The sequence below is a fragment of the Pseudoalteromonas rubra genome, from assembly GCF_005886805.2.
In the GTDB taxonomy this organism is placed as follows: domain Bacteria; phylum Pseudomonadota; class Gammaproteobacteria; order Enterobacterales; family Alteromonadaceae; genus Pseudoalteromonas; species Pseudoalteromonas rubra_D.
Genome location: NZ_CP045429.1, coordinates 637,663 through 663,220 on the forward strand (window position 1 = coordinate 637,663; position 25,558 = coordinate 663,220).

22 protein-coding genes are annotated in these 25,558 nt (G+C 47.8%); 10 read left to right on the forward strand and 12 right to left on the reverse strand.

Annotated elements, in window-relative coordinates:
- Positions 1 to 9: 9 nt before the first annotated feature.
- The 10 genes from CWC22_RS02820 to rsmD form a co-directional block, all read right to left on the reverse strand.
- The gene (locus tag CWC22_RS02820) at positions 10 to 834 is read right to left on the reverse strand and encodes a class I SAM-dependent methyltransferase (protein ID WP_138536824.1); all 825 of its coding nucleotides are present in this window, start codon (positions 832 to 834) and stop codon (positions 10 to 12) included.
- Between the two features lie 103 nt (positions 835 to 937).
- Positions 938 to 2,524: a bifunctional phosphoribosylaminoimidazolecarboxamide formyltransferase/IMP cyclohydrolase gene (gene purH, locus CWC22_RS02825; RefSeq protein WP_138536826.1), complete on the reverse strand. Its 1,587-nt coding sequence runs from the start codon at positions 2,522 to 2,524 to the stop codon at positions 938 to 940.
- A gap of 239 nt (positions 2,525 to 2,763) precedes the next feature.
- On the reverse strand, positions 2,764 to 3,054 hold the full coding sequence (gene fis / locus CWC22_RS02830) for a DNA-binding transcriptional regulator Fis (protein WP_010374122.1): 291 nt from the start codon (positions 3,052 to 3,054) through the stop codon (positions 2,764 to 2,766).
- 15 nt (positions 3,055 to 3,069) lie between these two features.
- On the reverse strand, positions 3,070 to 4,041 hold the full coding sequence (gene dusB / locus CWC22_RS02835; protein ID WP_125558292.1) for a tRNA dihydrouridine synthase DusB: 972 nt from the start codon (positions 4,039 to 4,041) through the stop codon (positions 3,070 to 3,072).
- Between the two features lie 242 nt (positions 4,042 to 4,283).
- On the reverse strand, positions 4,284 to 5,156 hold the full coding sequence (gene prmA, locus CWC22_RS02840; protein ID WP_138536828.1) for a 50S ribosomal protein L11 methyltransferase: 873 nt from the start codon (positions 5,154 to 5,156) through the stop codon (positions 4,284 to 4,286).
- 90 nt (positions 5,157 to 5,246) lie between these two features.
- Positions 5,247 to 7,091, reverse strand: a complete 1,845-nt coding sequence (gene rpoD, locus CWC22_RS02845; RefSeq protein ID WP_058797168.1) for an RNA polymerase sigma factor RpoD — start codon at positions 7,089 to 7,091, stop codon at positions 5,247 to 5,249.
- Between the two features lie 103 nt (positions 7,092 to 7,194).
- Positions 7,195 to 8,952 (reverse strand): DNA primase, encoded by a 1,758-nt coding sequence (gene dnaG, locus CWC22_RS02850; protein WP_138536830.1) that lies wholly within the window; start codon positions 8,950 to 8,952, stop codon positions 7,195 to 7,197.
- 73 nt (positions 8,953 to 9,025) lie between these two features.
- Positions 9,026 to 9,472 carry a GatB/YqeY domain-containing protein gene (locus tag CWC22_RS02855; RefSeq protein ID WP_010383241.1) on the reverse strand — a complete coding sequence of 149 codons (447 nt, stop codon included), beginning with the start codon at positions 9,470 to 9,472 and terminating at the stop codon, positions 9,026 to 9,028.
- 18 nt (positions 9,473 to 9,490) lie between these two features.
- Positions 9,491 to 9,706: a 30S ribosomal protein S21 gene (rpsU, locus tag CWC22_RS02860; protein ID WP_010362466.1), complete on the reverse strand. Its 216-nt coding sequence runs from the start codon at positions 9,704 to 9,706 to the stop codon at positions 9,491 to 9,493.
- A 228-nt stretch (positions 9,707 to 9,934) separates the two neighbouring features.
- The gene (gene rsmD, locus CWC22_RS02865; protein ID WP_125558286.1) at positions 9,935 to 10,513 is read right to left on the reverse strand and encodes a 16S rRNA (guanine(966)-N(2))-methyltransferase RsmD; all 579 of its coding nucleotides are present in this window, start codon (positions 10,511 to 10,513) and stop codon (positions 9,935 to 9,937) included.
- A 288-nt stretch (positions 10,514 to 10,801) separates the two neighbouring features.
- Here rsmD and ftsY point away from each other — a divergent pair, with 288 nt between their 5' ends.
- From ftsY to CWC22_RS02900, 7 genes are all read left to right on the forward strand, one after another.
- Positions 10,802 to 13,087: a signal recognition particle-docking protein FtsY gene (ftsY, locus tag CWC22_RS02870; protein WP_195879846.1), complete on the forward strand. Its 2,286-nt coding sequence runs from the start codon at positions 10,802 to 10,804 to the stop codon at positions 13,085 to 13,087.
- A gap of 80 nt (positions 13,088 to 13,167) precedes the next feature.
- A complete protein-coding gene (gene ftsE, locus CWC22_RS02875; protein WP_138536066.1) occupies positions 13,168 to 13,860 on the forward strand; it encodes a cell division ATP-binding protein FtsE in 693 nt (230 codons plus the stop codon).
- Positions 13,857 to 14,843, forward strand: coding sequence for a permease-like cell division protein FtsX (gene ftsX, locus CWC22_RS02880; RefSeq protein ID WP_125558280.1), 987 nt, complete (start codon positions 13,857 to 13,859; stop codon positions 14,841 to 14,843). Before ftsE ends, ftsX begins: the two co-directional genes overlap by 4 nt.
- Positions 14,844 to 15,155: 312 nt before the next feature.
- Positions 15,156 to 16,019: an RNA polymerase sigma factor RpoH gene (gene rpoH / locus CWC22_RS02885; RefSeq protein ID WP_010383230.1), complete on the forward strand. Its 864-nt coding sequence runs from the start codon at positions 15,156 to 15,158 to the stop codon at positions 16,017 to 16,019.
- Between the two features lie 135 nt (positions 16,020 to 16,154).
- Complete coding sequence (locus tag CWC22_RS02890) at positions 16,155 to 16,892, forward strand: 1-acylglycerol-3-phosphate O-acyltransferase (RefSeq protein WP_164517483.1); 738 nt, start codon at positions 16,155 to 16,157, stop codon at positions 16,890 to 16,892.
- Positions 16,867 to 17,202, forward strand: a complete 336-nt coding sequence (gene rraB / locus CWC22_RS02895; RefSeq protein WP_010383227.1) for a ribonuclease E inhibitor RraB — start codon at positions 16,867 to 16,869, stop codon at positions 17,200 to 17,202. Before CWC22_RS02890 ends, rraB begins: the two co-directional genes overlap by 26 nt.
- Before the next feature lie 165 nt (positions 17,203 to 17,367).
- Positions 17,368 to 18,621: an HD-GYP domain-containing protein gene (locus tag CWC22_RS02900; RefSeq protein ID WP_125558629.1), complete on the forward strand. Its 1,254-nt coding sequence runs from the start codon at positions 17,368 to 17,370 to the stop codon at positions 18,619 to 18,621.
- Here the strand turns inward: CWC22_RS02900 and CWC22_RS02905 are convergent.
- Positions 18,581 to 18,892: a hypothetical protein gene (locus tag CWC22_RS02905; protein ID WP_010383225.1), complete on the reverse strand. Its 312-nt coding sequence runs from the start codon at positions 18,890 to 18,892 to the stop codon at positions 18,581 to 18,583. The genes CWC22_RS02900 and CWC22_RS02905 overlap by 41 nt on opposite strands.
- A 293-nt stretch (positions 18,893 to 19,185) precedes the next feature.
- Here CWC22_RS02905 and CWC22_RS02910 point away from each other — a divergent pair, with 293 nt between their 5' ends.
- A complete protein-coding gene (locus CWC22_RS02910) occupies positions 19,186 to 20,442 on the forward strand; it encodes an outer membrane protein transport protein (protein WP_138536068.1) in 1,257 nt (418 codons plus the stop codon).
- A 42-nt stretch (positions 20,443 to 20,484) separates the two neighbouring features.
- Here CWC22_RS02910 and mutS read toward each other — a convergent pair whose 3' ends face one another.
- The gene (gene mutS / locus CWC22_RS02915) at positions 20,485 to 23,070 is read right to left on the reverse strand and encodes a DNA mismatch repair protein MutS (protein ID WP_138536070.1); all 2,586 of its coding nucleotides are present in this window, start codon (positions 23,068 to 23,070) and stop codon (positions 20,485 to 20,487) included.
- A 24-nt stretch (positions 23,071 to 23,094) separates the two neighbouring features.
- Here mutS and CWC22_RS02920 point away from each other — a divergent pair, with 24 nt between their 5' ends.
- Both CWC22_RS02920 and recA read left to right on the forward strand, forming a co-directional pair.
- Positions 23,095 to 23,586: a CinA family protein gene (locus CWC22_RS02920; RefSeq protein WP_138536072.1), complete on the forward strand. Its 492-nt coding sequence runs from the start codon at positions 23,095 to 23,097 to the stop codon at positions 23,584 to 23,586.
- A 65-nt stretch (positions 23,587 to 23,651) separates the two neighbouring features.
- On the forward strand, positions 23,652 to 24,704 hold the full coding sequence (gene recA / locus CWC22_RS02925) for a recombinase RecA (RefSeq protein WP_010383217.1): 1,053 nt from the start codon (positions 23,652 to 23,654) through the stop codon (positions 24,702 to 24,704).
- The last annotated feature ends 854 nt before the right edge of the window (positions 24,705 to 25,558 follow it).

Sequence of the window (25,558 nt, forward strand, 5' to 3'; positions counted from 1 at the left end):
TGATTCCTATTAAAGCTTTTTGAATTTCAGGGTCATTCGATCGCTTTCCCCGATGGCCTTGTACTGCTCGGCCTTTTCATCACCCAAAGCTAAACGTGGTGGTAAAGTCCACACACCTTTCGGGTGGTTGGCGCTGTCCAACGGGTTGGCGTTGATTTCACTGCTTGCAACTAATTCGAATCCAGCTTGTTTAGCCAGGTTGATGACATAGTTTTGCTTCATATAACCAGAACGTTTCTGGTCTTCATCATCACGGTGTTCAGGTAAACGGTGCGCAACAACGCCCAATGTACCGCCTGGTTTCAGCGCTTTATTGAAAGCCTGTAAAGCAGCCAGCACACCCTCGTCACCCTGACGCATGTACCAGTTATGAACGCTACGGAAGATCAGTACCATGTCAGCGCTACCTGCAGGGGCAATATCAACATGTGTGCCTGGTGCAAACTCGGTGATTTTGACTTCACTAAAGCGTGCATCTTCAGCGACTTTTTTCTTGAAGCCGTCCAGAGAGCGTTTGAAGTAGCCTTCACTGTTTTCCGGGAAGTGTGCTGCGTAGTAAGTCCCCTGGCCCTTAACAACCGGTGCCAGAATTTCACTGTACCAGCCACCACCAGGAGCAATTTCAACAACGGTCATGTTTGGCTGAAGGCCAAAAAATGCCAGCGTTTGCTCCGGGTGACGATACTGGTCGCGTGCACGGTTCTCAGCCTTACGTTCAGCGCTTGCCACTGCTGAGCTAAGCTCGCTGGACGCACCGCTTTCAGACGTGCTGTTACAGCCACTCAGGGCGGTCAAAATACCTGCTGCGATGATAGATTTAATGGCAAATTTCATAGTCAGTTCCTTCACTGTCATTATTGTGATTGTCTTTTACTCACAATACTGGAAATTAGCGCAAACAAAAAGCGCGAAACGGTGAAGGTTTCGCGCTCATCGATTAGTGACGGAAATGACGCATGCCAGTGAAGACCATGGCCATGCCCGCTTCGTCGGCTGCGGCAATGACTTCTTCATCGCGCATTGAGCCGCCAGGCTGGATCACCGCAGTGATACCAGCTTCCGCTGCGGCATCGATACCGTCGCGGAACGGGAAGAAGGCGTCAGAGGCCATAACAGATCCTTTGACTTCCAGGTTTTCATCGGCGGCTTTGATACCAGCGATCTTCGCAGAGTAAACACGGCTCATCTGGCCAGCACCCACACCTATGGTCATGCCATCGCGTGCATAAACGATTGCATTCGACTTAACGAATTTAGCTACTTTCCAGCAGAACATCAGATCTTTCAGCTCTTGCTCGGTTGGCTGGCGCTTAGACACGACTTTCAAATCGCTCGCCTGAACCATGCCCTGATCGCGATCCTGAATGAGAACACCACCATTGACACGCTTGATGTCAACGCCGGTTGTTGCCGTTTGCCATTCACCACATTCTAGCAAACGTACGTTCTTCTTTGCTGCCACAATTTGTGCCGCAGCGTCAGAGATTTTAGGGGCAATGATCACTTCAACGAACTGGCGTGCAATGATGGCTTCAGCCGTATCGGCGTCCAGCTCGCGGTTGAAAGCAATGATGCCGCCAAATGCAGACGTCGGATCGGTTTTGAAGGCGCGGTCATAGGCGCTCAGGATGTCTTTATCTTCCGCAACGCCACATGGGTTAGCATGTTTAACGATCACACAGGCCGGTTCTGAGAAGCTTTTTACACACTCCAGGGCCGCATCGGTATCCGCGATGTTGTTGTACGACAGTGCTTTACCCTGAATTTGTTTCGCTGTCGCCACAGACGCTTCTTCAATGTCGTTTTCAACATAGAAGGCTGCGTCCTGATGCGAGTTTTCACCGTAGCGCATATCCTGCTTTTTAGTGAACTGCATATTGATGGTGCGTGGGAACTTAGTGTCTTCGGCTGCTTCTTCGGTATAGTCTGGGACCATTTTACCGAAGTAGTTCGCGATCATGCCATCATACTGAGCTGTGTGCTCATAAGCAGCTATCGCCAGGTCAAAGCGCGTTTTGTACTCAGTTGAGCCATTATTCGCTTTCATCTCGTTAATAACGCGGCCGTAGTCAGCTGCATTCACAACAATGGTCACATCTTTGTGGTTCTTCGCAGCAGCGCGAACCATAGTTGGACCGCCGATGTCGATGTTCTCAATGGCATCTTCCAGTGAGCAGTCAGCTTTTGCAACGGTTTGTGCAAAGGGGTATAAGTTGACTACGACCATATCAATGGCTGAGATGTTGTTGTCTGCCATCACGCCTTCGTCCTGGCCGCGACGTGCAAGAATACCACCGTGGATTTTCGGGTGTAGGGTTTTGACCCGGCCGTCCATGATTTCCGGGTGACCGGTATGGTCAGATACTTCAGTAACAGGAATGCCGTTCTCGGCGATGAGTTTACAGGTGCCGCCAGTTGACAGGAGTTCAACGCCTTGCTCACTCAGAGCGCGGGCAAATTCAACGATACCGGTTTTGTCTGATACGCTTAGCAGCGCGCGACGAATTGGACGATGTATATCCATGATGGTTCAGGTTTCCTCAATGATAAGTTAAGGGCTAGCTTAGAAGTGCTGTATTTTAGCCTAACTTGGCTCAGAAAACGATTGAAAATGCGTGAGTGAGATTGAGAAAAACGGGGTTGCTTTTGGCTGTTTGTCATTTATTGCGGATGAATGTTCGGGTTACGACAATAATTGCATGACAAAAGTGATGTAAACAAAAAAGCACCCGAAGGTGCTTTTTTTGTTTGGCTATGAACTGATTAGTTCATACCGTACTTTTTCAGTTTCTTACGCAGAGTACCACGGTTGATACCCAGTAAGATTGCAGCACGAGTCTGGTTACCACGTGTGTAAGTCATTACTTCTTCAAGTAGTGGTGCTTCAAGCTCAGAAAGAACCAACTCATAAACGTCTTGTACGTCCTGACCGTTAAGCTGTTTCAGGTAGTGGTGTACAGCTTTTTTCACTGCATCGCGAAGTGGTTGCGGTTTCTCTTGTGACTGAACATGAGCGTTAGTGATAAATGGAGAAGTCACATTTTGTTCGAACATCTTTATGTCTCTTTCTTAGTTAGCTGCTAGTGTTTCAAAATAGTGTTCTAATGTCTCGACTTGCGCATTGGCATCATCCAGAGCATTGAATACTCGCCTAAATTGACCTTCTTGGTCATGGGCCTGCAAATACCAGGACACATGTTTGCGTGCGATGCGTACACCCATTGGCATACCGTAGAACTGATGGAGGTTTGTCAAATGCTCCATCAAAATGCTTCGCACCTCGGATAATTCCGGCGCTGCAAGCGTTTCTCCAGTACGCAAATAATGGTCAATCTCCCGGAAAATCCAGGGGCGACCTTGGGCTGCTCGACCAATCATGATGGCATCTGCGCCCGTATATTCCAGAACCTGCTTGGCCTTTTGCGGAGAGTCAATATCTCCATTAGCCACCACAGGAATGCCAACCGCTGCCTTAATCGCCTTGATCGTGGCATATTCAGCATCGCCTTTATACATACATGCACGGGTGCGTCCATGTACGGCCAAAGACGCAATGCCATTGCGCTCAGCAATGCGGGCAATCTCAATACCATTGCGATTTTCCGGGTCCCATCCTGTACGGATTTTAAGAGTGACAGGGACGTCGACTGCGTTGACCACCGCCTGAACTATCTCTTCCACTAGTTCCGGATATTGCAATAGTGCTGAGCCTGCCAGCTTTTTATTCACTTTCTTAGCGGGGCAGCCCATATTGATATCTATGATCTGCGCGCCATTACTGACATTGAACTGAGCGGCTTGTGCCATCAATTCAGGATCGGCTCCGGCAATTTGCACGGAACGAATACCCGATTCACCGCTGTGATCCATGCGGTTCATTGATTTATCGGTTTTCCATACCTTCGGATTTGAAGACAACATTTCTGACACCGCCAGCCCGGCACCTAAACGCCGACACAATTGTCTGAAAGGCCTGTCGGTGATCCCCGCCATTGGCGCGACCATTAAGTTGTTTTCAAGTTGGTAAGGACCAATACGCACTGCTGTTCAATCCGCCTCTTTTCAAGGGGCGCTAAGTTTACGGTTTTTTTTGCAAAAATCAAAGGCTATAAATTGAACATAAGTGCTTTTTTTTTGAGCTTGATGGGTTGACTTTTTATAACAAACTGACTGAAGGCCATAATTGTTTTAAAATTAACCGTTTTACATTTCAATGAGGTGGGTATAACGCTGTAAAAAATGCGTAAAGCCTGTTAACTAAGGGCTTTACGCGTGATAAGGCACTAACCTTTTTTTCCGCTCACTCGGGTCCATTCACCTTCCTGCGCAATGGCATCAAGTGCAAGGAAAGGGGCATAGACATCGGCAACAGATTGCGCCTGCTCATCCAGGATCCCTGACATGGCAATTTCACCGCCTGGTTTAAGAAAACCGAGGATCACTTCGTGAAGCTCTCTGAGGGGCTGAGCGAGGATATTTGCAACTACGATATCTGCAGAAAACTCAGGCTGGTTCTCTGGCAGATAGACTTCCAGCTGCTCGGCTACGCCATTACGAGCGGCATTATCACGACTGGCAACCAGTGCCTGTGGATCGATATCTATGCCGATCACGCGCTCTGCACCCAATTTGATTGCCGCGATCCCAAGGATCCCGGAGCCACAGCCGAAATCGACGACAGTTTTGCCACTCAGGTCTTGCTGCTCTAGCCATTTCAGGCACAGCGCAGTGGTTGCATGGGTGCCTGTACCAAATGCTAGTCCAGGATCAAGTAAGACATTCACTGCGTTCGGATCGGGTACATCACGCCAACTGGGGCAGATCCATAAACGCTCGCCGAATTTGATCGGGTGGAAGTTGTCCATCCACTCTCGTTCCCAGTCTTTGTCTTCCAGCTGTTCCAGTTTGTACTTAAGCGGCACATCACTGGCCGTCTTTAAATAGTCCACAACCGCTTGCATGTCGTGATTTGCTTCAAATAAACCAATTACTATGGTTTGTGGCCATAACAATACTTCGCCGGGCTTAGGCTCATATATGGGATTGTTTTGTCCGTCTATATACGTCACGGACGGACAGCCGATTTCCATGAGCAAATCGCTGTAATGGTCGGCGCTGGTTTTGTCGGCATCAATGCGGATCTGGATCCAAGCCATAGTTGTTACCTATTTATAAATCGGGTCTTGAGACCTGTGAGTAAACTAAAAAGGCCGCAAATGCGGCCTTTAATGATTTTGAATGGGCGCTTAGCCTTTGACATCCAGGAAGCTCTTCAGCAAATCAGAGCGCGATGGATGACGCAGCTTTCGGAGCGCTTTGGCTTCAATCTGACGAATACGCTCACGTGTAACGTCAAACTGTTTACCAACTTCTTCCAGCGTATGGTCGGTATTCATATCGATACCAAAACGCATGCGCAGTACTTTTGCTTCACGAGCCGTCAGGCCAGCAAGCACCTCATTGGTGGCGCCGCGCAGGCTTTCCATTGTGGCTGAATCCACCGGCGACTCAATCGTGGTGTCTTCGATGAAATCACCCAGATGCGAATCTTCATCATCACCGATTGGGGTTTCCATGGAGATTGGCTCTTTGGCAATTTTCAACACTTTGCGGATCTTGTCTTCTGGCATCATCATGCGCTCTGCCAGCTCTTCCGGACTCGGCTCACGCCCCATTTCCTGTAGCATCTGACGCGAAATACGATTCAACTTGTTGATAGTTTCAATCATATGTACCGGAATACGGATTGTACGTGCCTGGTCCGCAATAGAGCGGGTGATTGCCTGACGGATCCACCACGTCGCATAAGTAGAGAACTTATAACCACGACGGTATTCAAACTTATCAACGGCTTTCATCAGGCCAATGTTACCTTCCTGGATCAGATCCAGGAATTGCAGACCACGGTTGGTGTATTTCTTGGCAATTGAAATAACCAGACGTAAATTGGCTTCAACCATTTCTTTTTTCGCACGACGGGCTTTCGCCTCACCAATGCTCATACGACGGTTGATGTCTTTGATACGTTCAATGCTCAGGCCTGTGCTTTCTTCAATGGCCGTCAGCTTGTTCACACAGCGCTCGATCTCTGGCTTAACTTGTGCCAGCTTAGCTGAGTGTTTGTCACCTGCGGCAATTTCTGCATCGACCCAGGCCATATCGGTTTCATTGTTGGCGAAGTGCTTGATGAAGGTTTTCTTCGGCAGTTTCGCTATCTGGCAAGCTTGTTTCATGATGATACGTTCTTGTACGCGAACGCGATCCATCATGTCACGCATGTTATTTACCATGCGGTCAAATTGCTTTGGTACCAGCTTGAACTTACGGAATAACTCGCCAATTTCGGCGATCGCAGCTTGTGAATCCGGATGCGCACGGCCTTTTACTTCAAAACACTTACGTGCATTGTTGTACAGGGTTCTTAATTCTTCGAAGTGCTCGCGCGCAATTTCAGGATCTGGGCCAGTATCAGCGTCTTCCGAATCGTCGTCGTCTTCATCGCCATCATCATCTTCATCGTCGAGATCTTCTTCGCTCAGCTCTGAACCGATGTGCGTTGCTGAAATAGGGGCTTCGTCGTCTTCCAACGAATCAAAGAAACCAGATACGATGTCGCTCAGGCGCATCTCCTCGGCTTCGTACTTGTCCCATTGTTCCAGCAGGTAAGTAATGGCTTCAGGATACTCGGCAACCGAGATCTGAACCTGATTAATCCCTTCTTCAATGCGTTTAGCGATTAGAATTTCGCCTTCACGCGTCAGCAGTTCAACCGTGCCCATTTCACGCATATACATACGTACTGGATCTGTGGTTCTGCCGATTTCTTTTTCTACCGTTGCCAATGCGGCAGCCGCTGCTTCGGCTGCATCCTCGTCGGTCGTGGTTTCCTGCATCATCAGTTCATCGGCATCGGGTGCAGATTCTGCTACCTGGATACCCATATCATTGATCATGCTAATGATATCTTCTACTTGATCCGAATCTATGATGTCTTGTGGAAGGTGATCGTTAACTTCTGCAAAAGTTAAGTAACCTTGCTCTTTACCTTTCTGAATCAGAAGTTTGAGTTGTGACTGAGGAGATTGATCCATAGAGATTATTGCTTCCACTCTGATAAAGTTGTTACAACGGGCGTCAGCTAAAAACCACACTATTTTGGTTGACGCAGTGAATAGAACATTATAACAGCAAAAATTAATTTTGACCAGTTCTTCGCGCACCTAACGCTTGAGTCAGGAGCGCGCATTCCAGTCGTTCATCGCTGTTTAAACCTTCTGTTTTGTCTTTTATTAATAAGGTCTCAAGGCGCAAATTTAAACACTGATCTTCAATAAACTGAAAAGTGTTTTTAAATTCATCAATAAGCTTTTCTTCATCAATGTTATGTTGCCAGGTTGCCAGTTTATTGAGTGCCGAATATTCAGGCGTGTCCCTAAAAGCTTCAAGGATATGCGCCGTTGTATAATCAGGTCGTGATAAACAGGTGGCCTGTAAAGTCAGGAACAAGCGCATACCGGGTAAAGGGAGTTCTGCCAGATCCGGTAAGTGTTCGACAACCGACGCCAGACCTGGATGCTGTAGCAACAGACCAATCGCCCTGCGCATTGGCGTGACTTTAAATTTACGTTCAATGGCATGCTGTTTTCGCGGTGTCGCCAGCTTGGCACTCAGTTGCTCGCGGGTACGGCCGATCAGGCGCGCTAGAGTCGTCAGTAAAGACTCCTGATAATACTCGCTGGGTACTTTTTCTATTAGTGGCAGAGCTTCACTGAGTAACTTAGCTTTACCGGCATCTGTGGTTAAATCACATTGTTCTGACAGCCGGGAAAAGAGCACTTTGTCATAGTCTTGTGCGTCAGACAGGCGTTGTTCAAATGCTTCTTTACCTTCCTTTTGTACCAAGGAGTCGGGGTCTTCACCATCGGGCAGAAAGACAAAGCGCAATGACTTGCCATCCTTTAAGTTGGGCAGTGCATGCTCCAGCGCGCGCCAGGCGGCATCTTTGCCGGCTCGGTCACCATCATAGCAACAAATGACCTGATCCGTGTTACGAAATAAGGTCTGCATATGTTCGGCTGTGGTCGCTGTGCCCAATGCAGCTACGGCATAGTCGATGCCATATTCAGAGAGGGCGACGACGTCCATATAGCCTTCGACTATCAGTACCTGTGCGAGCTGACGATGCGCTTGTTTGGCTTCATAAAAGCCATATAACTCAAAGCTCTTATGAAAGATCCGTGTTTCCGGTGAGTTAAGATATTTAGGGCCCTGATCTTGCCCCATGATACGACCACCGAAGGCGATCACCCTGCCGCGCTTATCACGAATAGGGAACATCAGCCGGTCGCGGAAAAAGTCGAATTGGCGGCCAGGTGATTTCTCTGTTGCGAGTTTTAACTCAACCAGTTGCTGGCGTTGTGCCGGGTTGCGCGCTAGGGTGCGAATGAGCTGATCCCACTCAGGCGGTGCAAAGCCAATCTGAAATTTATCAATGGTTTGCTGTGACAGGCCACGCCCGGTGACGTAGGCTTTAACCTCCGCTGATTTCTGATGCTGATTAAGCTGCTGCTGATAGTAACGCGCAGTTTGCTGCATCAGATCGTAATCGGACTTTTTCTCTTCAAAGCTTCTTTGTGGTCCGCCCAGGCCTTGTTCTCTGGGGATTTCCAGGCTGAACTGACCCGCTAATTCTTCAATGGCATCGACGAATTCGAGCTTGTCGTATTCCATTAAAAATGAAATGGCATTGCCATTCGCACCACAGCCAAAACAGTGATAGAACTGCTTATCACGAGAGACGGTGAAAGAGGGGGTTTTCTCGTTATGAAAAGGGCAACAGGCCTGATAATCTTTGCCGGCTTTTTTCAGACCGATACGGTTATCGATTAATTCAACGATGTCGGTTCTGGCCAACAGGTCGTCGATAAATTGTCTTGGGATTTTTCCTGCCATTTTTACCCTATCGCTTAGACGAAGAAACCGAGCGCGAGGCTCGGTTTACTTATAATCATACTTGATGCGGGGCTTATGCGCTAAGTTTCTGTTTAATTAAACCTGAAACTTTACCCATATCGGCACGACCTTCAGCTTTTGCTTTGATCACGCCCATTACTTTGCCCATATCCTGCATACCAGCGGCGCCGGTATCGGCGATTGCAGACTCGATCAAGCTTGCTATCTCTTCTTCGCTCAAAGGTTGAGGTAAGAAGGACTCAAGCACTATGATCTCACCCGCTTCTACGTCCGCTAAATCTTCGCGGCCAGCGTCTTTATACTGAGTATAAGAATCGCGGCGTTGCTTTACCAGCTTCACTAAAACGGAGGTAATACCTGCGTCGTCCAGTGTGGTCTGGTTGTCGATTTCTCGTTGCTTAACTTCAGCAAGGGCAGCACGAATAGCAGTAAGACGAGGTTTGTCTTTGGCTTTCATTGCCGCTTTTTGCGCGTCTTTTAACGTAGCTAACAGGCTCATATGCAAGACTCGCAGCGATTAGTATAATTTAACGCGACGTGCGTTTTCGCGAGAAAGCTTTTTCATGTGACGCTTAACAGCAGCCGCTTTCTTACGCTTACGCTCAGCTGTTGGCTTTTCATAGTGCTCGCGACGACGAACTTCTGAAAGGATACCTGCTTTTTCACATGAACGCTTGAAACGACGAAGTGCTACGTCAAACGGTTCGTTCTCTCTTACTTTAATTACTGGCATTAAAAATTCACCTACCTAATTAGTGAGCTTTGCTCTAACCGACCAAAAAACGGTCAATTGGTTCAAAAATGGTGCGGTATTGTAAGCCGAAGCATCACCGCATGTAAAGACCAAATTATAGTTAAAATTGCACCAGCTGTCATGCCACAGCCCCGAAGTCGCGGTCAACATGAGCATTTATACTAAACTGTCCATTAATTCAGCAAGTTAGTGTAAATGCAGAATTGATTAAGTGCGTTGGTAGAGACGACAACAAACCTGTCCGGCTTGTTTTTCTTTCAAAATGGCCCAGTTTTCGGGAAATGTGGGCGTACTCTCACGCTCAAACTCGACATAAATGAGGGCATTTTCACTTAGCCACTGATTGGCTTCCAGCAAAGCACAGCAGGATTGCACCATGTCGCGTCTGAACGGTGGGTCAACAAATACCAGGTCAAACGGTTGTGCCGCTGGGGTAGCCAGTTTAATCAGGGTATCGCCCTGTTCGACCCTGGCATTGTCAACCTTGAGGGTATCGGCGTTGTGTTGCAGCTGTTGTGCAACCTGCTTATCAAATTCGAAGAAGGTGGCGCTGTGAGCAAACCGTGACAATGCCTCAAAGCCCAAGCTACCAGAGCCCGCAAAGCAGTCTAGGACCTTGGCGTCTCTGACATCCTGCATCAGCCAGTTAAATACGGTTTCTTTGACTCGGTCGGTGGTTGGTCTGAGCCCTTCAACGTTTTTTACGGGCAATTTGCGGCCTCGGAATCGCCCACTGATCAATCGGATATGCCCTGACACCGGCTTTTTAGACTGCTGCTTTCTCATTTTTTATCAACTAAGCACAAAAGATAGCGTTCAGTATACCGCATCGGGTGAGGTGCATAGCAAGGTTTATTGCGATGCCATGCTTTTATCAGGCAGATATCACTAAGCTGTGATTTTTCATCCTATTGGAACATGTTACACTGTCGCCCCAGTAATGATAGAGCTTGTTATCAGCCATTTACCTGGCCTGTCAGGTTTTCCTACAGAGCGCGGCCAGTGCATTTGGAGTATCTGCGCAAACAAGTTCTCACTAATTTGATTGCACACTAAAACGGTATTTAGCGAGTTATGGGTAAAAAGAACAAAATTCTATCCTGGTTAGGATTTGGAAAATCAGATAAAAAGCAGCAAGAAGCTGAACGAGAAGCCGCTCGCTTGGCCGAAGAGCAGGCTCAGCGAGAAGAAGCCGAGCGATTAGCTAAAGAGCAGGCTCAGCGTGAAGAAGCCGAGCGATTAGCTAAAGAGCAGGCAGAGCGTGAAGAAGTCGAGCGTTTAGCTAAAGAGCAGGCGGAACGTGAAGAAGCTGAGCGTTTAGCTAAAGAGCAGGCAGAACGTGAAGAAGCCGAGCGTCTTGCTAAAGAGCAGGCAGAACGTGAAGAAGCCGAGCGTCTTGCTAAAGAGCAGGCAGAGCGAGACGAAACTGCGCGTTTAGCTAAAGAGCAGGCAGAGCGTGCAGAAGCTGAGCGTTTAGCTAAAGAGCAAGCAGAACGTGAAGAAGCCGAGCGTTTAGTTAAAGAGCAGGCAGAGCGTGCAGAAGCTGAGCGTTTAGCTAAAGAGCAGGCAGAACGTGAAGAAGCCGAGCGTTTAGCTAAAGAACAGGCAGAGCGTGAAGAAGCTGAGCGTCTTGCTAAAGAGCAGGCAGAGCGAGAAGAAGCTGCGCGTTTAGCTAAAGAGCAAGCAGAGAATGAAGAAGCTGCGCGTTTAGCCAAAGAACAGACCGAGCGTGCAGAAACTGAGCGTTTAGCTAAAGAACAAGCAGAGAATGAAGAAGCTGCGCGTTTAGCCAAAGAACAGGCCGAGCGTGCAGAAGCTGAGCGTCTTGCCAAAGAACAGGCTGAGCGTGCAGAAGCTGAGCGTCTTGCCAAAGAACAGGCTGAGCGTGCAGAAGCTGAGCGTCTTGCTAAAGAGCGGGCAGAGCGTGAAGAAGCTGAGCGTTTAGCCAAAGAGCAGGCAGAACGTGAAGAAGCTGAGCGTTTAGCCAAAGAACAGGCAGAACGTGAAGAAGCTGAGCGTTTAGCCAAAGAAAAGGCAGAGCGTGAAGAAGCTGAGCGTTTAGCCAAAGAAAAGGCAGAGCGTGAAGAAGCTGAGCGTTTAGCCAAAGAACAGGCAGAACGTGAAGAAGCTGAGCGTTTAGCCAAAGAACAGGCCGAACGTGAAGAAGCTGAGCGTTTAGCCAAAGAACAGGCCGAACGTGAAGAAGCTGCGCGTTTAGCCAAAGAAAAGGCAGAACGTGAAGAAGCTGAGCGTTTAGCCAAAGAACAGGCAGAACGTGAAGAGGCTGAGCGTTTAGCTAAAGAGCAAGCAGAGCGTGAAGAGGCTGAGCGTTTAGCTAAAGAGCAAGCAGAGCGTGAAGAGGCTGAGCGTTTAGCTAAAGAGCAAGCAGAACGTGAAGAAGCTGAGCGTCAGGCTCAGGAACAAGAAAAACCGAAGAAGAAAGGTTTTTTTGCTCGTCTGAAGCAGGGCTTGCTGAAGACTAAGAGCAACATAGGTTCCGGCTTTGCCAATATTTTCCGTGGTAAAAAGATTGACGATGAGCTATTCGAAGATCTTGAAACCCAGCTATTAACAGCTGACATTGGTGTCGAGACAACCATGAAGCTGATAGATAACCTGACTGATGCAGCGGACCGCAAACAGCTCAAAGACGGTGAAGCGCTGTATGACCTGATGAAGCAGGAAATGGCAGATATCCTGAAGGATGCAGAAAAGCCGCTTGAGATCCCGACCAATAAAAAACCATTTGTCATTTTGATGGTGGGTGTGAATGGGGTTGGTAAGACTACGACAATCGGTAAAATGGCGAAGCAGTTCCAGGCTCAGGGCAAGTCTGTGATGCTGGCAGCAGGTGATACCTTCCGTGCTGCGGCGGTGGAGCAGCTGCAAGTGTGGGGTGAGCGTAACGATATACCGGTCATTGCCCAGCATACCGGTGCAGACAGTGCATCAGTTGTATTTGATGCCTTTCAGGCAGCGCAGGCACGAGACGTTGATGTCTTGATAGCAGATACGGCAGGTCGACTGCAGAATAAAGATAACCTGATGCAGGAGCTTGAAAAAATAGCGCGCGTTATGAAAAAGCTGGATCCGGATGCACCACATGAAGTGATGCTTACCATAGACGCTGGTACGGGCCAAAATGCGATTAGTCAGGTGAAACTATTTGATCAGGCTGTGGGTCTGACTGGCATCGCCTTGACTAAGCTGGATGGCACGGCAAAGGGTGGGGTGATCTTTGCGGTTGCAGATCAATTTAAGGTACCTATCCGTTATATTGGGGTTGGTGAAAGTATTGACGATCTGAGAACCTTTAAGAGCGATGACTTTATCGAAGCACTGTTCAGTCAGGATAATTAAGTCTGGCAGACAGGTGCTGCTCTGATCCCGCTTGTCGGGATCGGGTAAAGTGGAAGCAGTAAAATAATACAGGGCAGGCAATGATCACGTTTGAGCAAGTCAGTAAAACCTACCCCGGTGGACATCGGGCGCTGGAAAAGATCAGTTTTGAGCTTACGAAAGGTGAGCTGGCGTTTCTGACTGGTCACAGTGGCGCGGGTAAGAGTACCCTGCTGAAGTTGATCAGCCTGATGGAACGCCCCTCAGCCGGGCGTGTCGCCATCAATGGTGTCGATCTGAATCAAATTAAAAATAGCCAGGTGCCGTATATTCGTCGCGACATTGGCATTATTTTTCAAAATCACCGCCTGCTGGAGCGCTATAACGTTTTTGACAATGTAGCACTGCCATTGGTTATTGAGGGTACCCATCATAAACATATGACCAAGCGAGTACATGCGGCACTCGACAAGGTCGGTTTGTTAGACAAAGTAAAGTGTCAGCCGAGTACTTTGTCTGGCGGTGAACAGCAGCGCGTGGGGATCGCCCGCGCAATTGTCAATTCTCCCCCTTTATTACTGGCAGATGAGCCAACCGGTAACCTGGATCCGGAATTGTCGATGGAAATACTCAAATTGTTTGAGGACTTTAACCGTCATGGCACCTCAGTACTGATTGCCACACACGATCTTGGTTTAATTGCACGGATGAAATACCGCAGTCTGACACTGGACCATGGCCGTTTAATTCAGGATCCGCTGCTGGGCACTTCGCTGCCGGGAGGCGCGCTATGAGTCTATTGTTTAAAGGTCGCGGTACGCAAAACGACAAACAAAGCAAATCGGTGATCCTGAAGTGTTACTTCTTCATTATTACCATACTGCGTCAGGGCGTACACAGCTTAGGTGAAATGTGGCGCACCCCATTAGCGTCGATGATGACCATTTTGGTGTTGGGCCTGAGTCTTACGTTACCCACCACACTCTATGTGGTGGTTAAGAATGTGCAGAAAGTCAGTAGCGGTTTTCAGGAAGCTGCTGAGATTTCTTTGTTTGTCAAAGACAGCGTCAGTGAGCAGGCAACACAGACTTTGGTAAAGCGACTGGCACTTTACCCTGAAATTGACACTGTCAGCTTTATTGGCAAGGATAAAGCGCTGGAAGAGTTCAAATCCATTTCCGGGTTTGGTCAGGCGTTGGATTATCTCGAAGAAAACCCATTGCCCAGCGTTGTTCTGGTGACTCCGACAGTTCGTCATCGTAGCGCACAGGCTGCTAACGCTCTGCTAAATAAACTCGAGCAGGAAAGGGAAATTGAGTTTGGCAAACTAGATATTGAATGGCTTGAACGCCTGAATGCCTTGCTCAGCTTGCTTAAAGAAAGTGTGATCACCATCGGTTTACTGCTGCTTAGTGCAGTAGTTCTTATTATTGGTAACACCATTCGCCTGTCTATTATGGATAAGAAAGAAGAGATCCAGGTACTTAAGCTTGTTGGTGCGACCAACACATTTATTCATACGCCGTTTTTATGGACTGGGATCTGGTATGGGATTATTGGCGGCTTGATCGCCTTTATTTGCGTCATGTTGATGCTGTGGTGGCTGGAGTCAGCCGTTGCCCTGGTGGTGGGTGTGTATCAAAGTAACTTTGTACTACAGGGGTTATCTGGCTCAGAGCTGCTGTGCCTGCTATTGCTGGCCGTGGCATTGGGCTTTATCGGGTCTTTTCTATCGGTAAGAAAGTACATTAAAGACATCGAGCCTGATAAAGTGTAGAACTGCGCTCAGTTGTAATGGCTAAGAGAGTGCTAACTGACGAATACTTTAGCACTCTCTTAGCGCTGATTAGCACTCTAAACCTGCCAAATTAGCACTGTCAGATATCGCAGCTGGCATTATCTGAATATCCGCTTACCATAAGCACTTTTCCATAAAATAAAATCCCATTTTAAATCAAAGGTTTAATTGTTAATTAAAGTGTAATAATAAAAAGCTTGATCTTTTAGGGGAAAAAGTAGTAGATTGCATTTAGCACTCTAAGGTAAAGAGTGCTAAAATTGGCAAAACGAATTATCACTGAGGTGAAAAATGAGTAAAGACATATATGCGATGGCACTGACCGCTGGGCAACAAAGCGCGAGTATAGAGGGCTACCTACAATCGGTAAGTTCTATTCCGATGCTGGACGCTGAGCAGGAAAAAGCGCTGGCAACCCGCCTGCATGAGGATGGGGATTTGCACGCAGCTAAGCAGCTCATTATCTCTCATTTGAGATTTGTCGCACATATTGCCAAAAGTTACTCTGGTTATGGTTTACCGCAGGCAGATTTAATCCAGGAAGGCAATATTGGTCTGATGAAAGCAGTAAAGCGTTTTGATCCGACAGTTGGTGTGCGCCTGGTGTCGTTTGCAGTACACTGGATCAAAGCCGAAATTCATGAATACGTGTTAAAGAACTGGCGTATCGTTAAAGTTGCCACGACTAAAGCGCAACGTAAGCTATTCTTCAACCTGCGTAAAAATAAGAAACGCCTGGGTTGGTTTAATCAGGAAGAGATCACCACAGTTGCAAATGAACTGGGTGTGAGTGAAAAAGAAGTACGTGAAATGGAATCGCGAATGAGCGGCCAGGACATGGGCTTCGACTTAACTGCGGATGACGATGATAACAGTCCAAGCAGCAGTTTCTCTCCGGTTCAATATCTGACAGATGCAAGCAGTGATGTTGCAGAGGTCATTGAAGAGGAGCAGTGGCAGGAACAGTCTCAAAATCGTCTCATCGCCGCAATGAAGACGCTAGATGAACGTTCTCAGGATATTGTTGCTGCACGCTGGCTGTCCGAAGATAAGGCCACCTTACAAGACCTGGCGGATAAATATCAGGTTTCAGCAGAGCGAGTTCGTCAGCTAGAAAAATCGGCGATGAAAAAGTTACAGGCAGCAATGAGCTAATCGCTTAAGCTAGATGAATAAATTTTAAGATGCCGCTCATGTTAGCGGCATTTTTTATGGCTGTAACAAAATTGAGCTTACAAGTGTAAGCCTATTTGATTATAATGCGCCGACTTGATAATAGGAGTCTCTATTTTGTTAGCTGTAGTTCGAATTCTGGCAATGGCGCTGTTTATCATCCTCAGTTGTCTGGCTGGCCTGACATTGAGCCTGATCCGCCCTTTCCATGCTAATAACGTGCACGTGGTCGCTTCCTGGTTTGGTAAGATGTCGCGTGTGATCGGGGTTAAGCTCGAGATCTCAATCGATCCCGGTGCAAAAGATTTGGGCCCGGCAATGTACATTGCCAATCACCAGAATAATTATGATTTATTTACCTTACCAGCTGTGGTGCCGCACAATACAGTGAGTATGGGTAAGAAAAGTCTGAAGTGGGTACCTTTTTTCGGCCAATTATATTGGTTATCCGGTAATATCCTGATCGACAGGGCGAATCGTACTAAAGCGGTGAACACCCTGGACAAATCCATTGCAAAAATTAAGCAACGAGGTATGTCATTGTGGATGTTCCCGGAAGGAACGCGTAGCTATGGCAGAGGCTTACTGCCGTTTAAGACCGGTGCGTTTCATACGGCCCTGAGTGCTGATGTGCCCGTTGTCCCTGTCTGTATGAACAGTACGGCTGGCCAGATTAAACTCAATCGCTGGAATAATGGGACGGTATACATAGATATTCTGGCACCAATCAGTCTGGATAAAGACATACCAGCGCGTGAGCATGCCAAACAGATCCATGCTAAAATGGCAGCACATATTGCACATTTAGACGAAAAAGTGAGAGCAGCAAGTGGAAAATTGGCAAGAGATCAGTGAAGACATCGTTGATTCGTTGTTAGAAGATGGATCAAACCCAGATACCTTGTATGAGGTAGAACATCATTTTGTCAGCGAAGAGTTTGAAAAGCTGGAGCAGGCAGCACTGGCTGCATTTAAGCTTGGTTATGATGTTGAAGATCCGGCAGAACTTGAGCTGGAAGATGGCAGTAAAATCTGGGGCTTTGATGTTGTCGTTGAAGCTGAGCTGGATGCTGCAGTGATTATGGAAGATGTCACTAAGCTGGTTGAAATTGCCACGCATTGTGGTGTTGAGTACGATGGCTGGGGCACCTATTTCCAGGAGTAACCGCGCGCTGTGACATCAGGTCAGTGCCAAGGCTGCTCTGACCTGACACTTTTGTTCATAATCTCTCATTCTTTTTTCTTAAACTCACTCCAATGACTAGACAATTAAGTCTAGCCTATGCATATTAATGCAATTTATACTGCCGCCAGGCATCATGCGAGCGATATGCGAGTCACCCTCCCTATTGAAGAGTTAAAACCCGGCATGTTTGTGGACAGCGTTCATAAACAAAAGTCAGGCGCTGAAGTTAAGATTAAATCTCGGGGTATGGTTCGGGATGATGCGATCATTGCACGTCTTGCTGCGAATGGGGTGGTTGAGCTGAATATTGACTTTGCCCAAAGTGATATTCCAGTTCCTGAAAAATACCAGCAACCCCAGGCAAAACCTGAAGTGGCTGAGGCTGAACCCGAAAAGCAGGCGATACAGCAGAAGCCGGATAAAACCACCAAATCTCCTCTCGTTAAAGAGAAAACCATTAGCCTGGAAGATGAATTTGCGAATGCAGCCAGGCAATTTGAACAGCACAATAAGCAATTGCAAATGCTGTATGGCAACCTGGCAGCTGGCATGCAAGTTGACATGACGCTGATTAATGACATCAGTCAGGAAATTGTTGGTTCGGTGCTGAGAAACACCAATGCGATGGCGATTTTAACGCGGATTAAGGATAAAGAAGGCTTTAATTGGCGGCATATGATCAATTGCGCCATTTTGGTGACTGTGTTTGCAAAGTACCTTGGCCTGGGAAAAAAGGTGATAGAACAAATGGCCATTGGTGCCATGCTTCATGATGTCGGGCATACCAAAATACCCCAGGGCATTATCGATAAGAGTGGTCCACTTAATAAGTTAGAAATGAAAACCATGCAACGCCATGTCGCACAGTCTTTGGGGCTGACGCGCGATGCACCGGGGATCACACCATTGATGCTGGATATGATAGTCAGCCATCATGAGCGCCTCGATGGCAGCGGTTATCCGCGCCGTTTGCAAGGCATGCAGATCAGTAAAGCTGCACGCATTATGGCCATTGTGGATGTGTACGAGGGCATGACTGCGGAACGTCCTCACCGTGATGGTGATGAACCTTTGGTTGCGTTACGTTATTTACTGGCCAATAAGGCACAGTTTGACCCTGTACTGGTACAACACTTCATTAAGTGCATTGGTGTGCACCCGGTAGGTACCATAGTGAAGCTCAGCAATGAGCGTCTGGCTTTAGTTTTAGAAGGGAATCGTGGTGCGCCGACAGCACCTAAAGTGCGGGTGTTCTACAACACTAAGCATATGCACCATATTACGGCCAAAGACATTGATTTAAATGAGCAGGACAAAATCAAAATCGCGTCTACAGTCAGGCCACTGGACTATCAGATCAATTTATCCCGTCTGTTAAAAGATCATCTGCTTGCTTAAGTTTGCGTTTCTGCCATTGCGCAGATAGCAAAGCGCCGGCCAGGCAGCTGGCCATCATCAGGATCCACACTAACGTGCCTTTTTCGGTATGTAATGCCAGGCAGCTGCACACCAAAGCCAGCAGGGCGCTCAGTATCGCAGCCAGCCAGTAATGGTTGAGTGGGTTGTCGCATTGTCCGGCCCGCTTGCAAGCGCAGTAGTTAGCTTTGCACAGGCTGAATACGCTAAGTCCACAGAATGTCAGTGCACCGATCATCAATACTGCCAGCATAGACCTAATCTCCCTACAAGTGCCTCAATATCGCAAGGCGGTGAATGTGGCTAAGAGTATATGCGAATCAGTATCTCGATTCAATAGTAATGAGAATTAATATCATTTGGGTGTGTGAAGCTGAAGTTAGAGTAATTGCTCTTCATCTGATCTGATCTGTAAATAACTTGCTTAATATGCTTTAAAGTTGTTCGATTGAGTTGCTAAAAGTGCTTAAGTTGCGGATTTTTGCTTTTCTTTTCTGTACTGTGTGAGCAATTTTTTATTCTTGTGAATAACATTTGAGGTTGAGAATGAACACAGTACTACGCGCATTAATGGCGACAGGTTTGATGGTGGTGTCTTCACAGTCACTGGCCGCTGCATTTCAGTTGGCGGAACAAAACGTTTCTGGATTAGGTCGTGCTTACGCCGGTGAAGCAAGCGCTGCTGATGATGCATCCGTTGTTGCACGCAACCCGGCATTAATGAGTCAGTTTCAAGGGATCCAGGTGAGTGCTGCGGCCATGTATGTAGAACCGGATGTAAGCTTGCAAGGCACATCAACCAATAATGGTTTGCCGGCGAACTTGCTTGATGATGACAGCATTGCCCCCAGTGCCGTGGTACCAGCCGTGTTCATGACAGCACGCCTCAATGACCAGTGGTCTGTTGGTGCAGGTATGTACTCCCAATTTGGCTTGGCAACTGAGTTTGATAAGGATTACGCTGCGGGTCAGTTAGCAGGTGATACTGAAATTGTGACCATCAATACTGGTGTCTCTGTGGCCTATGAAATTGATCCACAATGGACACTGGCATTGGGTCTGAACCATGTCTATGCCGATGCCAAAGTGATCCGTCATTTGGGTGCTAACCCTTTACAAGCGCCTGCCAGCACAGAGGTGGTTAATCTAGAAGGTGATGACAGTGGTTATGGCTGGAACCTGGGTTTGAGTTATCAGATTGATGAAGACAATCGCCTTGGTTTTCACTACCGCAGTGAAACGGACATTACCTTTGATGGCCATTTCAGCAACCAGTTGCCAGTGTCATTTGGCGGTACCAATGGCGTCGCGTTGCCTGGCACACTTGAGCTGACCTTACCTGCAATGGCCGAAATCTCAGGAACACATAAACTGACCAAGCCAATGACCTTACATTACAGTGTACTCTGGACAGGCTGGAATAGCTTCCAGGAGCTTGAAGCTCAAGTCGCAGGTACGCCGGTGTTTAACAAAAAGGAGCTGTTTGATAACTCATTACGCTTCTCTGTTGGTGGGGATTATCAATGGAGTACGTCATTGAAGTTGCGTGCAGGTCTGGCGTATGACAGCTCGCCTGCCAATGAGTCGCATATGTCTATCTCAATCCCGGATACTGACCGGACCTGGTACTCGTTTGGTGCAGAGTATCAGCTGAGTGAGACTGCCAGTGTAGATTTTGGCTTGAGTATTTTGCGTGGTAAAACTCAGACCTTTGTTGAGAAAGACAGCCTGGGTAGCGAGTGGGGCTTTAAGTCTAAAGGTCATGCCACGGTTGTGGGCATTCAGTACAACCATAGCTTCTGACTTGAATAGAAAAAAGCGGCTTGAGAGCCGCTTTTTTTATGCTTAAAGGAGTGCTTTTAGCTGATAGAGCAAGTCGTGTGCTGCACGAGGCGAGAGCTCGTCCGGGTCAAGCTCTGCGAGCATTTGTTCGACTTCAGACGGTTCACTGACCAAAGGCAGAGTTTGCTGCATCTGGGCTGCTGGGGCTGCCTGCGGGTTTTCGACTACACTCTGGTGTTGTTCCAGCAACGCCAGCTTACGTTTTGCCATGGCCAACACCGCTTTGGGTACTCCTGCGAGCCCGGCGACTTGTAAACCAAAGCTCTTGCTGGCGGCCCCTTCCATCACAGTATGTTTAAAGGCAATGGTATCATTGTGTTCAATGGCATCCAGATGCACATTAACCAGGCCAGACTGTTGCTCTGCCAACTCGGTCAGTTCGAAGTAATGGGTGGCGAACAGGGTCTTGGCTGCAATTTTTCCGGCCAGATAATCGGCAGTGGCATAAGCCAAAGACAAACCATCATAGGTACTGGTACCCCGACCAATTTCGTCCATTAAGACTAAAGACTGTGCTGTCGCATTGTTGAGTATGGTGGCTGTTTCCGTCATTTCGACCATAAAGGTTGAGCGTCCAGAAGCCAGGTCGTCACTGGCACCAATCCGTGTAAAAATGCGATCCACTTTGCCTATCTGTGCAGCACTGGCAGGCACGTAACTACCTATGTGTGCCATCAGCACTATCAAAGCTGTTTGGCGCATATAGGTCGATTTACCGCCCATATTGGGACCCGTAATGATCAACATCTTGCGATCAGCATTGAGGTGAACCGGGTTAGCAATAAAGGGCTCTTTGCTGACCTGCTCAACCACCGGGTGACGACCCGCTTCAATGTGGATCTCATCGCCATTACTCAGCTCAGGTTGACAGTAATCCAGCGTTTGTGCGCGTTCTGCCAGCGTATTGAGTACGTCGAGATCAGCCAGCGCTGCCGACATGGTTTGCAGCTGCTCGATGTAGGGCGCTATCAAGGTGAAGAGCTCTTCGTACAGTTGTTTTTCTAGTGCCAGCGCTTTGCTCTGGCTGCCTAGTACCTTGTCTTCATGCTCTTTAAGCTCGGGAATAATATAGCGCTCATTGTTTTTCAGCGTCTGGCGGCGAATATATTCGGGCGGTGCCAGGTGTGAGTTTGCTTTGCTGATCTCAATATAAAAGCCATGTACTTTGTTATAGCCAATTTTGAGTGTGCTGATCCCGGTGCGTTCACGTTCACGCTCTTCCAGTTGGTCCAGTACATCAGTGGCCCCTTCACTGAGGGCCCGCCATTCATCCAGCTCGGCATTGTAACCCGGGGCAATGACGCCGCCATCGCGGATCAACACCGGTGGGTTATCAATGATAGCCCGCTCTAATAATTCCTGGAGCTTTGGTAAAGTTGGTGAATGCGCACAGATCTGCTGCAACCTGGGGTCGCTGCTCTCTCCTAACAGTTGATGTAGTGGGGGAAGTGCCTGCAGTGCATTGCGCAGTCGTGTTAAATCTCTGGGTCGGGCATTACATAACGCCAGGCGTGCGACCACCCGCTCAATATCACCGATCTGGCGCAGACCGTCATAGACCTCAATATTGAGCTGTGACTCAATTAAGCTGGCAATGGCATTGAGCCGTGCGTTGAGCTCATCACGGTTGCGCACTGGTGTGTGAATACGACGTTTTAGTAATCGAGAGCCCATTGGTGTGGCGGTTTTATCCAGCACTTGTGCCAGGGTGTTTTCGATACTGCCAGACAGATTCACGGTCAGTTCAAGGTTTTTACGGGTGGCTGCATCCAGAATGACGGCGTGTTCGTTTTTTTCCAGAGTAATGGCACGGATATGAGGCAGTGCGGTGCGCTGCGTGTCTTTTACGTATTGCATGACACAGCCCGCGGCGATTAATCCTGCCCTGGCGTCTGCGACGCCAAATCCTATCAGGTCTTGTGTGCCAAATTGCTGGCAAAGCAAATGGGTAGCCGTATCCAGATCAAATTCCCAATCCGGGCGTCGTCTGGCGCCTTTTACTTGCTCGAGTACCAGCAAGTTACTGAATGACTCTGGGTAGAGCAGCTCTGCCGGCTGCAATCTTTGCAGTGTTGAAGTGAGTGCTTCATCAGTGGCTAACTCGACGATGTTAAAGCGCCCCGAGTTAATGTCTAAATAGGCGACGCCATAGTGTTGCTTTTCTTGCCATAAGGCGGCGAGTAGGTTGTCCTGACGCTCCTGTAACAGCGCTTCATCAGTCACTGTACCTGGTGTGACGATGCGTACGACTTTACGTTCAACGGGTCCTTTACTGGTGGCCGGATCGCCGACCTGCTCACAGATAGCAACGGACTCGCCCATCTGAACCAGGCGGGCCAGGTAATTCTCAACTGCGTGATAAGGGACACCTGCCATTGGAATTGGCGCACCGCCAGCCTTACCTCGGTGCGTCTGTGAAATATCCAGTAACTGCGCAGCGCGAATGGCGTCATCAAAGAACAACTCATAGAAATCACCCATACGATAAAACAGCAGAATATCAGGGTGTTGTGCTTTGATCCTAAGATACTGCTGCATCATAGGGGTTTGTTGTTTTATAGTATGTTCGGAATAAAGATCTAACGACATTACTTATACCTAAAGGAAATGAGTATGGAGCTTCATACTGAGATAGCCAGCCTGGCGGCACAATTGGGGGCTATTCTAACCAATAACAGGCAGACAATCACTACCGCAGAATCATGTACTGGGGGTGGGATCAGCTATGCGCTGACCGATACGCCCGGGTCATCGGCGTATATTGAACGTTGCTTTGTCACATATAGCAATGAGGCCAAATCCCAGTTGCTGGGGGTGACGCCAAACACACTGGCTGAGTTTGGTGCGGTTAGCCAGCAAACGGTTCAAGAAATGGTGCAAGGGGCGGCGAATGCTGCCCGGGCGGACGTGGCCATTGCGGTATCTGGCATTGCCGGGCCTGGTGGCGGATCATTGGAGAAGCCGGTGGGTACTGTATGGTTTGGCTTCTATTTACAGGATAAAGTACTGTGTGAAGTCTGTCACTTTACCGGAACACGAGCTGAAGTTAGAGTGCAAGCTATTGAATTTTCAATTAGAAAAATAATTTCTCTGCTAAATGGTTAAATTAAGCTTGATACTGTAATTTCATACAGTATACTTGTCGTCAATACGCTAGATTGGAGAAGCAAATGAACGATAACAAACAAAAAGCGCTCGACGCTGCATTGTCTCAAATTGAGAGACAATTTGGTAAAGGCTCTATCATGAAGCTGGGCGATAGCCAGGCATTAGATATTGAAGCCGTTTCTACAGGCTCCTTGGGACTGGATATTGCTTTGGGTATCGGTGGCTTGCCAACTGGTCGTATTGTCGAAATTTATGGGCCTGAGTCATCAGGTAAAACAACCCTGACGTTACAAGCCATTGCAGAAGCGCAAAAACAAGGTAAAACATGTGCCTTCGTTGATGCAGAGCATGCCTTGGACCCGGTCTATGCAGAAAAGCTGGGCGTGAATGTCAACGACCTTCTGGTCTCTCAGCCAGATACGGGTGAGCAGGCGCTAGAGATCTGTGACATGCTGGTACGTTCAGGTGCTGTAGACGTGGTAGTTGTTGACTCCGTAGCTGCATTGACACCGAAAGCGGAAATTGAAGGTGAAATGGGTGATACCCATGTTGGTTTGCAGGCTCGTTTGATGTCTCAGGCATTACGTAAGCTGACTGCCAATATTAAGCGTTCGAACACACTGTGTATTTTCATCAACCAGATCCGTATGAAGATTGGTGTGATGTTCGGTAACCCGGAAACCACAACAGGTGGTAACGCGCTTAAGTTCTACGCTTCTGTACGTTTGGATATTCGTCGTATTGGCTCTGTTAAAGAGGGTGATGAGGTTATCGGTAACGAAACCCGCGTAAAGGTTGTTAAGAACAAAGTTGCGCCGCCATTTAAGCAAGCTGAATTTATCATCATGTACGGCGAAGGGACGTCGAAGCAGGGCGAACTTATCGACCTGGGTGTGAAGCACAAACTGGTTGATAAAGCTGGTGCTTGGTTTAGCTACAATGGCAATAAGATTGGCCAGGGTAAAGCAAACTCAATTAAGTTCCTGAAAGAAAACACTGCCATTGCTGATGAGATTGAAGGCAAGTTGCGTGAAATGCTGTTGCTTCAGGCAACCATCAAGCCTGAAGAAGGCGAAGATCAGGGTCTGGCAGACGTAAAAGACCTGGAACTATAACGACTACTAGCGTAGCGGAGCACTCAGCAGTTCATATGGGTGCTCCTTTTGTTTTTAAGAAGCAGGCCTTATGTATTTAATTGGCTGCTTTTAAAGTGCTGATAGTGCAGCCCTCCGATAACTCCTAGTTTTTAATCTCATTGGTCTCACAGCTAGTTTTAGCGTATTGCCCTTAGTCTTAGTCTGCAGCTGTCTGGCCCTTTCTGAAACCTTTCCTCTTATTAGTAATACCAATTTGCTTAATTAAGTGTTCTATTTTGAGGCGAGAAAATATAGTCGATAACTAGGCAAAAATTTTGCTATTTAGTTGTTCTAAATGAGAAATTTTTAACGCTGTTAGCGTCATATTTGCTCCTTCAAATAGACCAGGTATTAAGTGAAATTGGTATAATATACTTCGCTCAGAGCAGGCCTTTGTGTCAGAAGTTAAGCCATTATATATGTCTGTCTTGAAATGCGATGCTTAAAAGTGATCAGGTAAGCATGTGCTAACATCAATCTGTATGAACAGACTGCCAACTCCAGTGGTCAATCATCCAAGAATTGCGTCTGAAGTTTCTTTTAGAACTGTTAAATAGCCGTATTTCCTTTGTTCCTGTCTCAAGTTCAGGCCCTTCACTGCTGAATAAGTATAAACACCTGGATGATATCTTTAAGAGGCCCGTATGCTACTCATTACTAGCTAGGTAAACTCATTAGCTTGTCGTTCTGGATGATACAAGGCCAGTGATAGTGCGTCAGAGCTCCTTAAGTGTAGGGAGTTTTTAAAAGTTCGATTTAGATCCGACAAAACAGGCGAGCTCTGGGCGGTATAGTGTGATCCGGCTGCATGCTAGTTGGTCAGGTATCGAGAG

Bases quoted from the DNA above. Each gene is read 5' to 3' on its own strand.
- CWC22_RS02820 (WP_138536824.1), bottom strand. From the start codon at position 834: ATGAAATTTGCCATTAAATCTATCATCGCAGCAGGTATTTTGACCGCC.
- purH (WP_138536826.1), bottom strand. From the start codon at position 2,524: ATGGATATACATCGTCCAATTCGTCGCGCGCTGCTAAGCGTATCAGAC.
- fis (WP_010374122.1), bottom strand. From the start codon at position 3,054: ATGTTCGAACAAAATGTGACTTCTCCATTTATCACTAACGCTCATGTT.
- prmA (WP_138536828.1), bottom strand. From the start codon at position 5,156: ATGGCTTGGATCCAGATCCGCATTGATGCCGACAAAACCAGCGCCGAC.
- rpoD (WP_058797168.1), bottom strand. From the start codon at position 7,091: ATGGATCAATCTCCTCAGTCACAACTCAAACTTCTGATTCAGAAAGGT.
- dnaG (WP_138536830.1), bottom strand. From the start codon at position 8,952: ATGGCAGGAAAAATCCCAAGACAATTTATCGACGACCTGTTGGCCAGA.
- CWC22_RS02855 (WP_010383241.1), bottom strand. From the start codon at position 9,472: ATGAGCCTGTTAGCTACGTTAAAAGACGCGCAAAAAGCGGCAATGAAA.
- rpsU (WP_010362466.1), bottom strand. From the start codon at position 9,706: ATGCCAGTAATTAAAGTAAGAGAGAACGAACCGTTTGACGTAGCACTT.
- rsmD (WP_125558286.1), bottom strand. From the start codon at position 10,513: ATGAGAAAGCAGCAGTCTAAAAAGCCGGTGTCAGGGCATATCCGATTG.
- ftsY (WP_195879846.1), top strand. From the start codon at position 10,802: ATGGGTAAAAAGAACAAAATTCTATCCTGGTTAGGATTTGGAAAATCA.
- ftsE (WP_138536066.1), top strand. From the start codon at position 13,168: ATGATCACGTTTGAGCAAGTCAGTAAAACCTACCCCGGTGGACATCGG.
- ftsX (WP_125558280.1), top strand. From the start codon at position 13,857: ATGAGTCTATTGTTTAAAGGTCGCGGTACGCAAAACGACAAACAAAGC.
- rpoH (WP_010383230.1), top strand. From the start codon at position 15,156: ATGAGTAAAGACATATATGCGATGGCACTGACCGCTGGGCAACAAAGC.
- CWC22_RS02900 (WP_125558629.1), top strand. From the start codon at position 17,368: ATGCGAGTCACCCTCCCTATTGAAGAGTTAAAACCCGGCATGTTTGTG.
- CWC22_RS02905 (WP_010383225.1), bottom strand. From the start codon at position 18,892: ATGCTGGCAGTATTGATGATCGGTGCACTGACATTCTGTGGACTTAGC.
- CWC22_RS02910 (WP_138536068.1), top strand. From the start codon at position 19,186: ATGAACACAGTACTACGCGCATTAATGGCGACAGGTTTGATGGTGGTG.
- mutS (WP_138536070.1), bottom strand. From the start codon at position 23,070: ATGTCGTTAGATCTTTATTCCGAACATACTATAAAACAACAAACCCCT.
- CWC22_RS02920 (WP_138536072.1), top strand. From the start codon at position 23,095: ATGGAGCTTCATACTGAGATAGCCAGCCTGGCGGCACAATTGGGGGCT.
- recA (WP_010383217.1), top strand. From the start codon at position 23,652: ATGAACGATAACAAACAAAAAGCGCTCGACGCTGCATTGTCTCAAATT.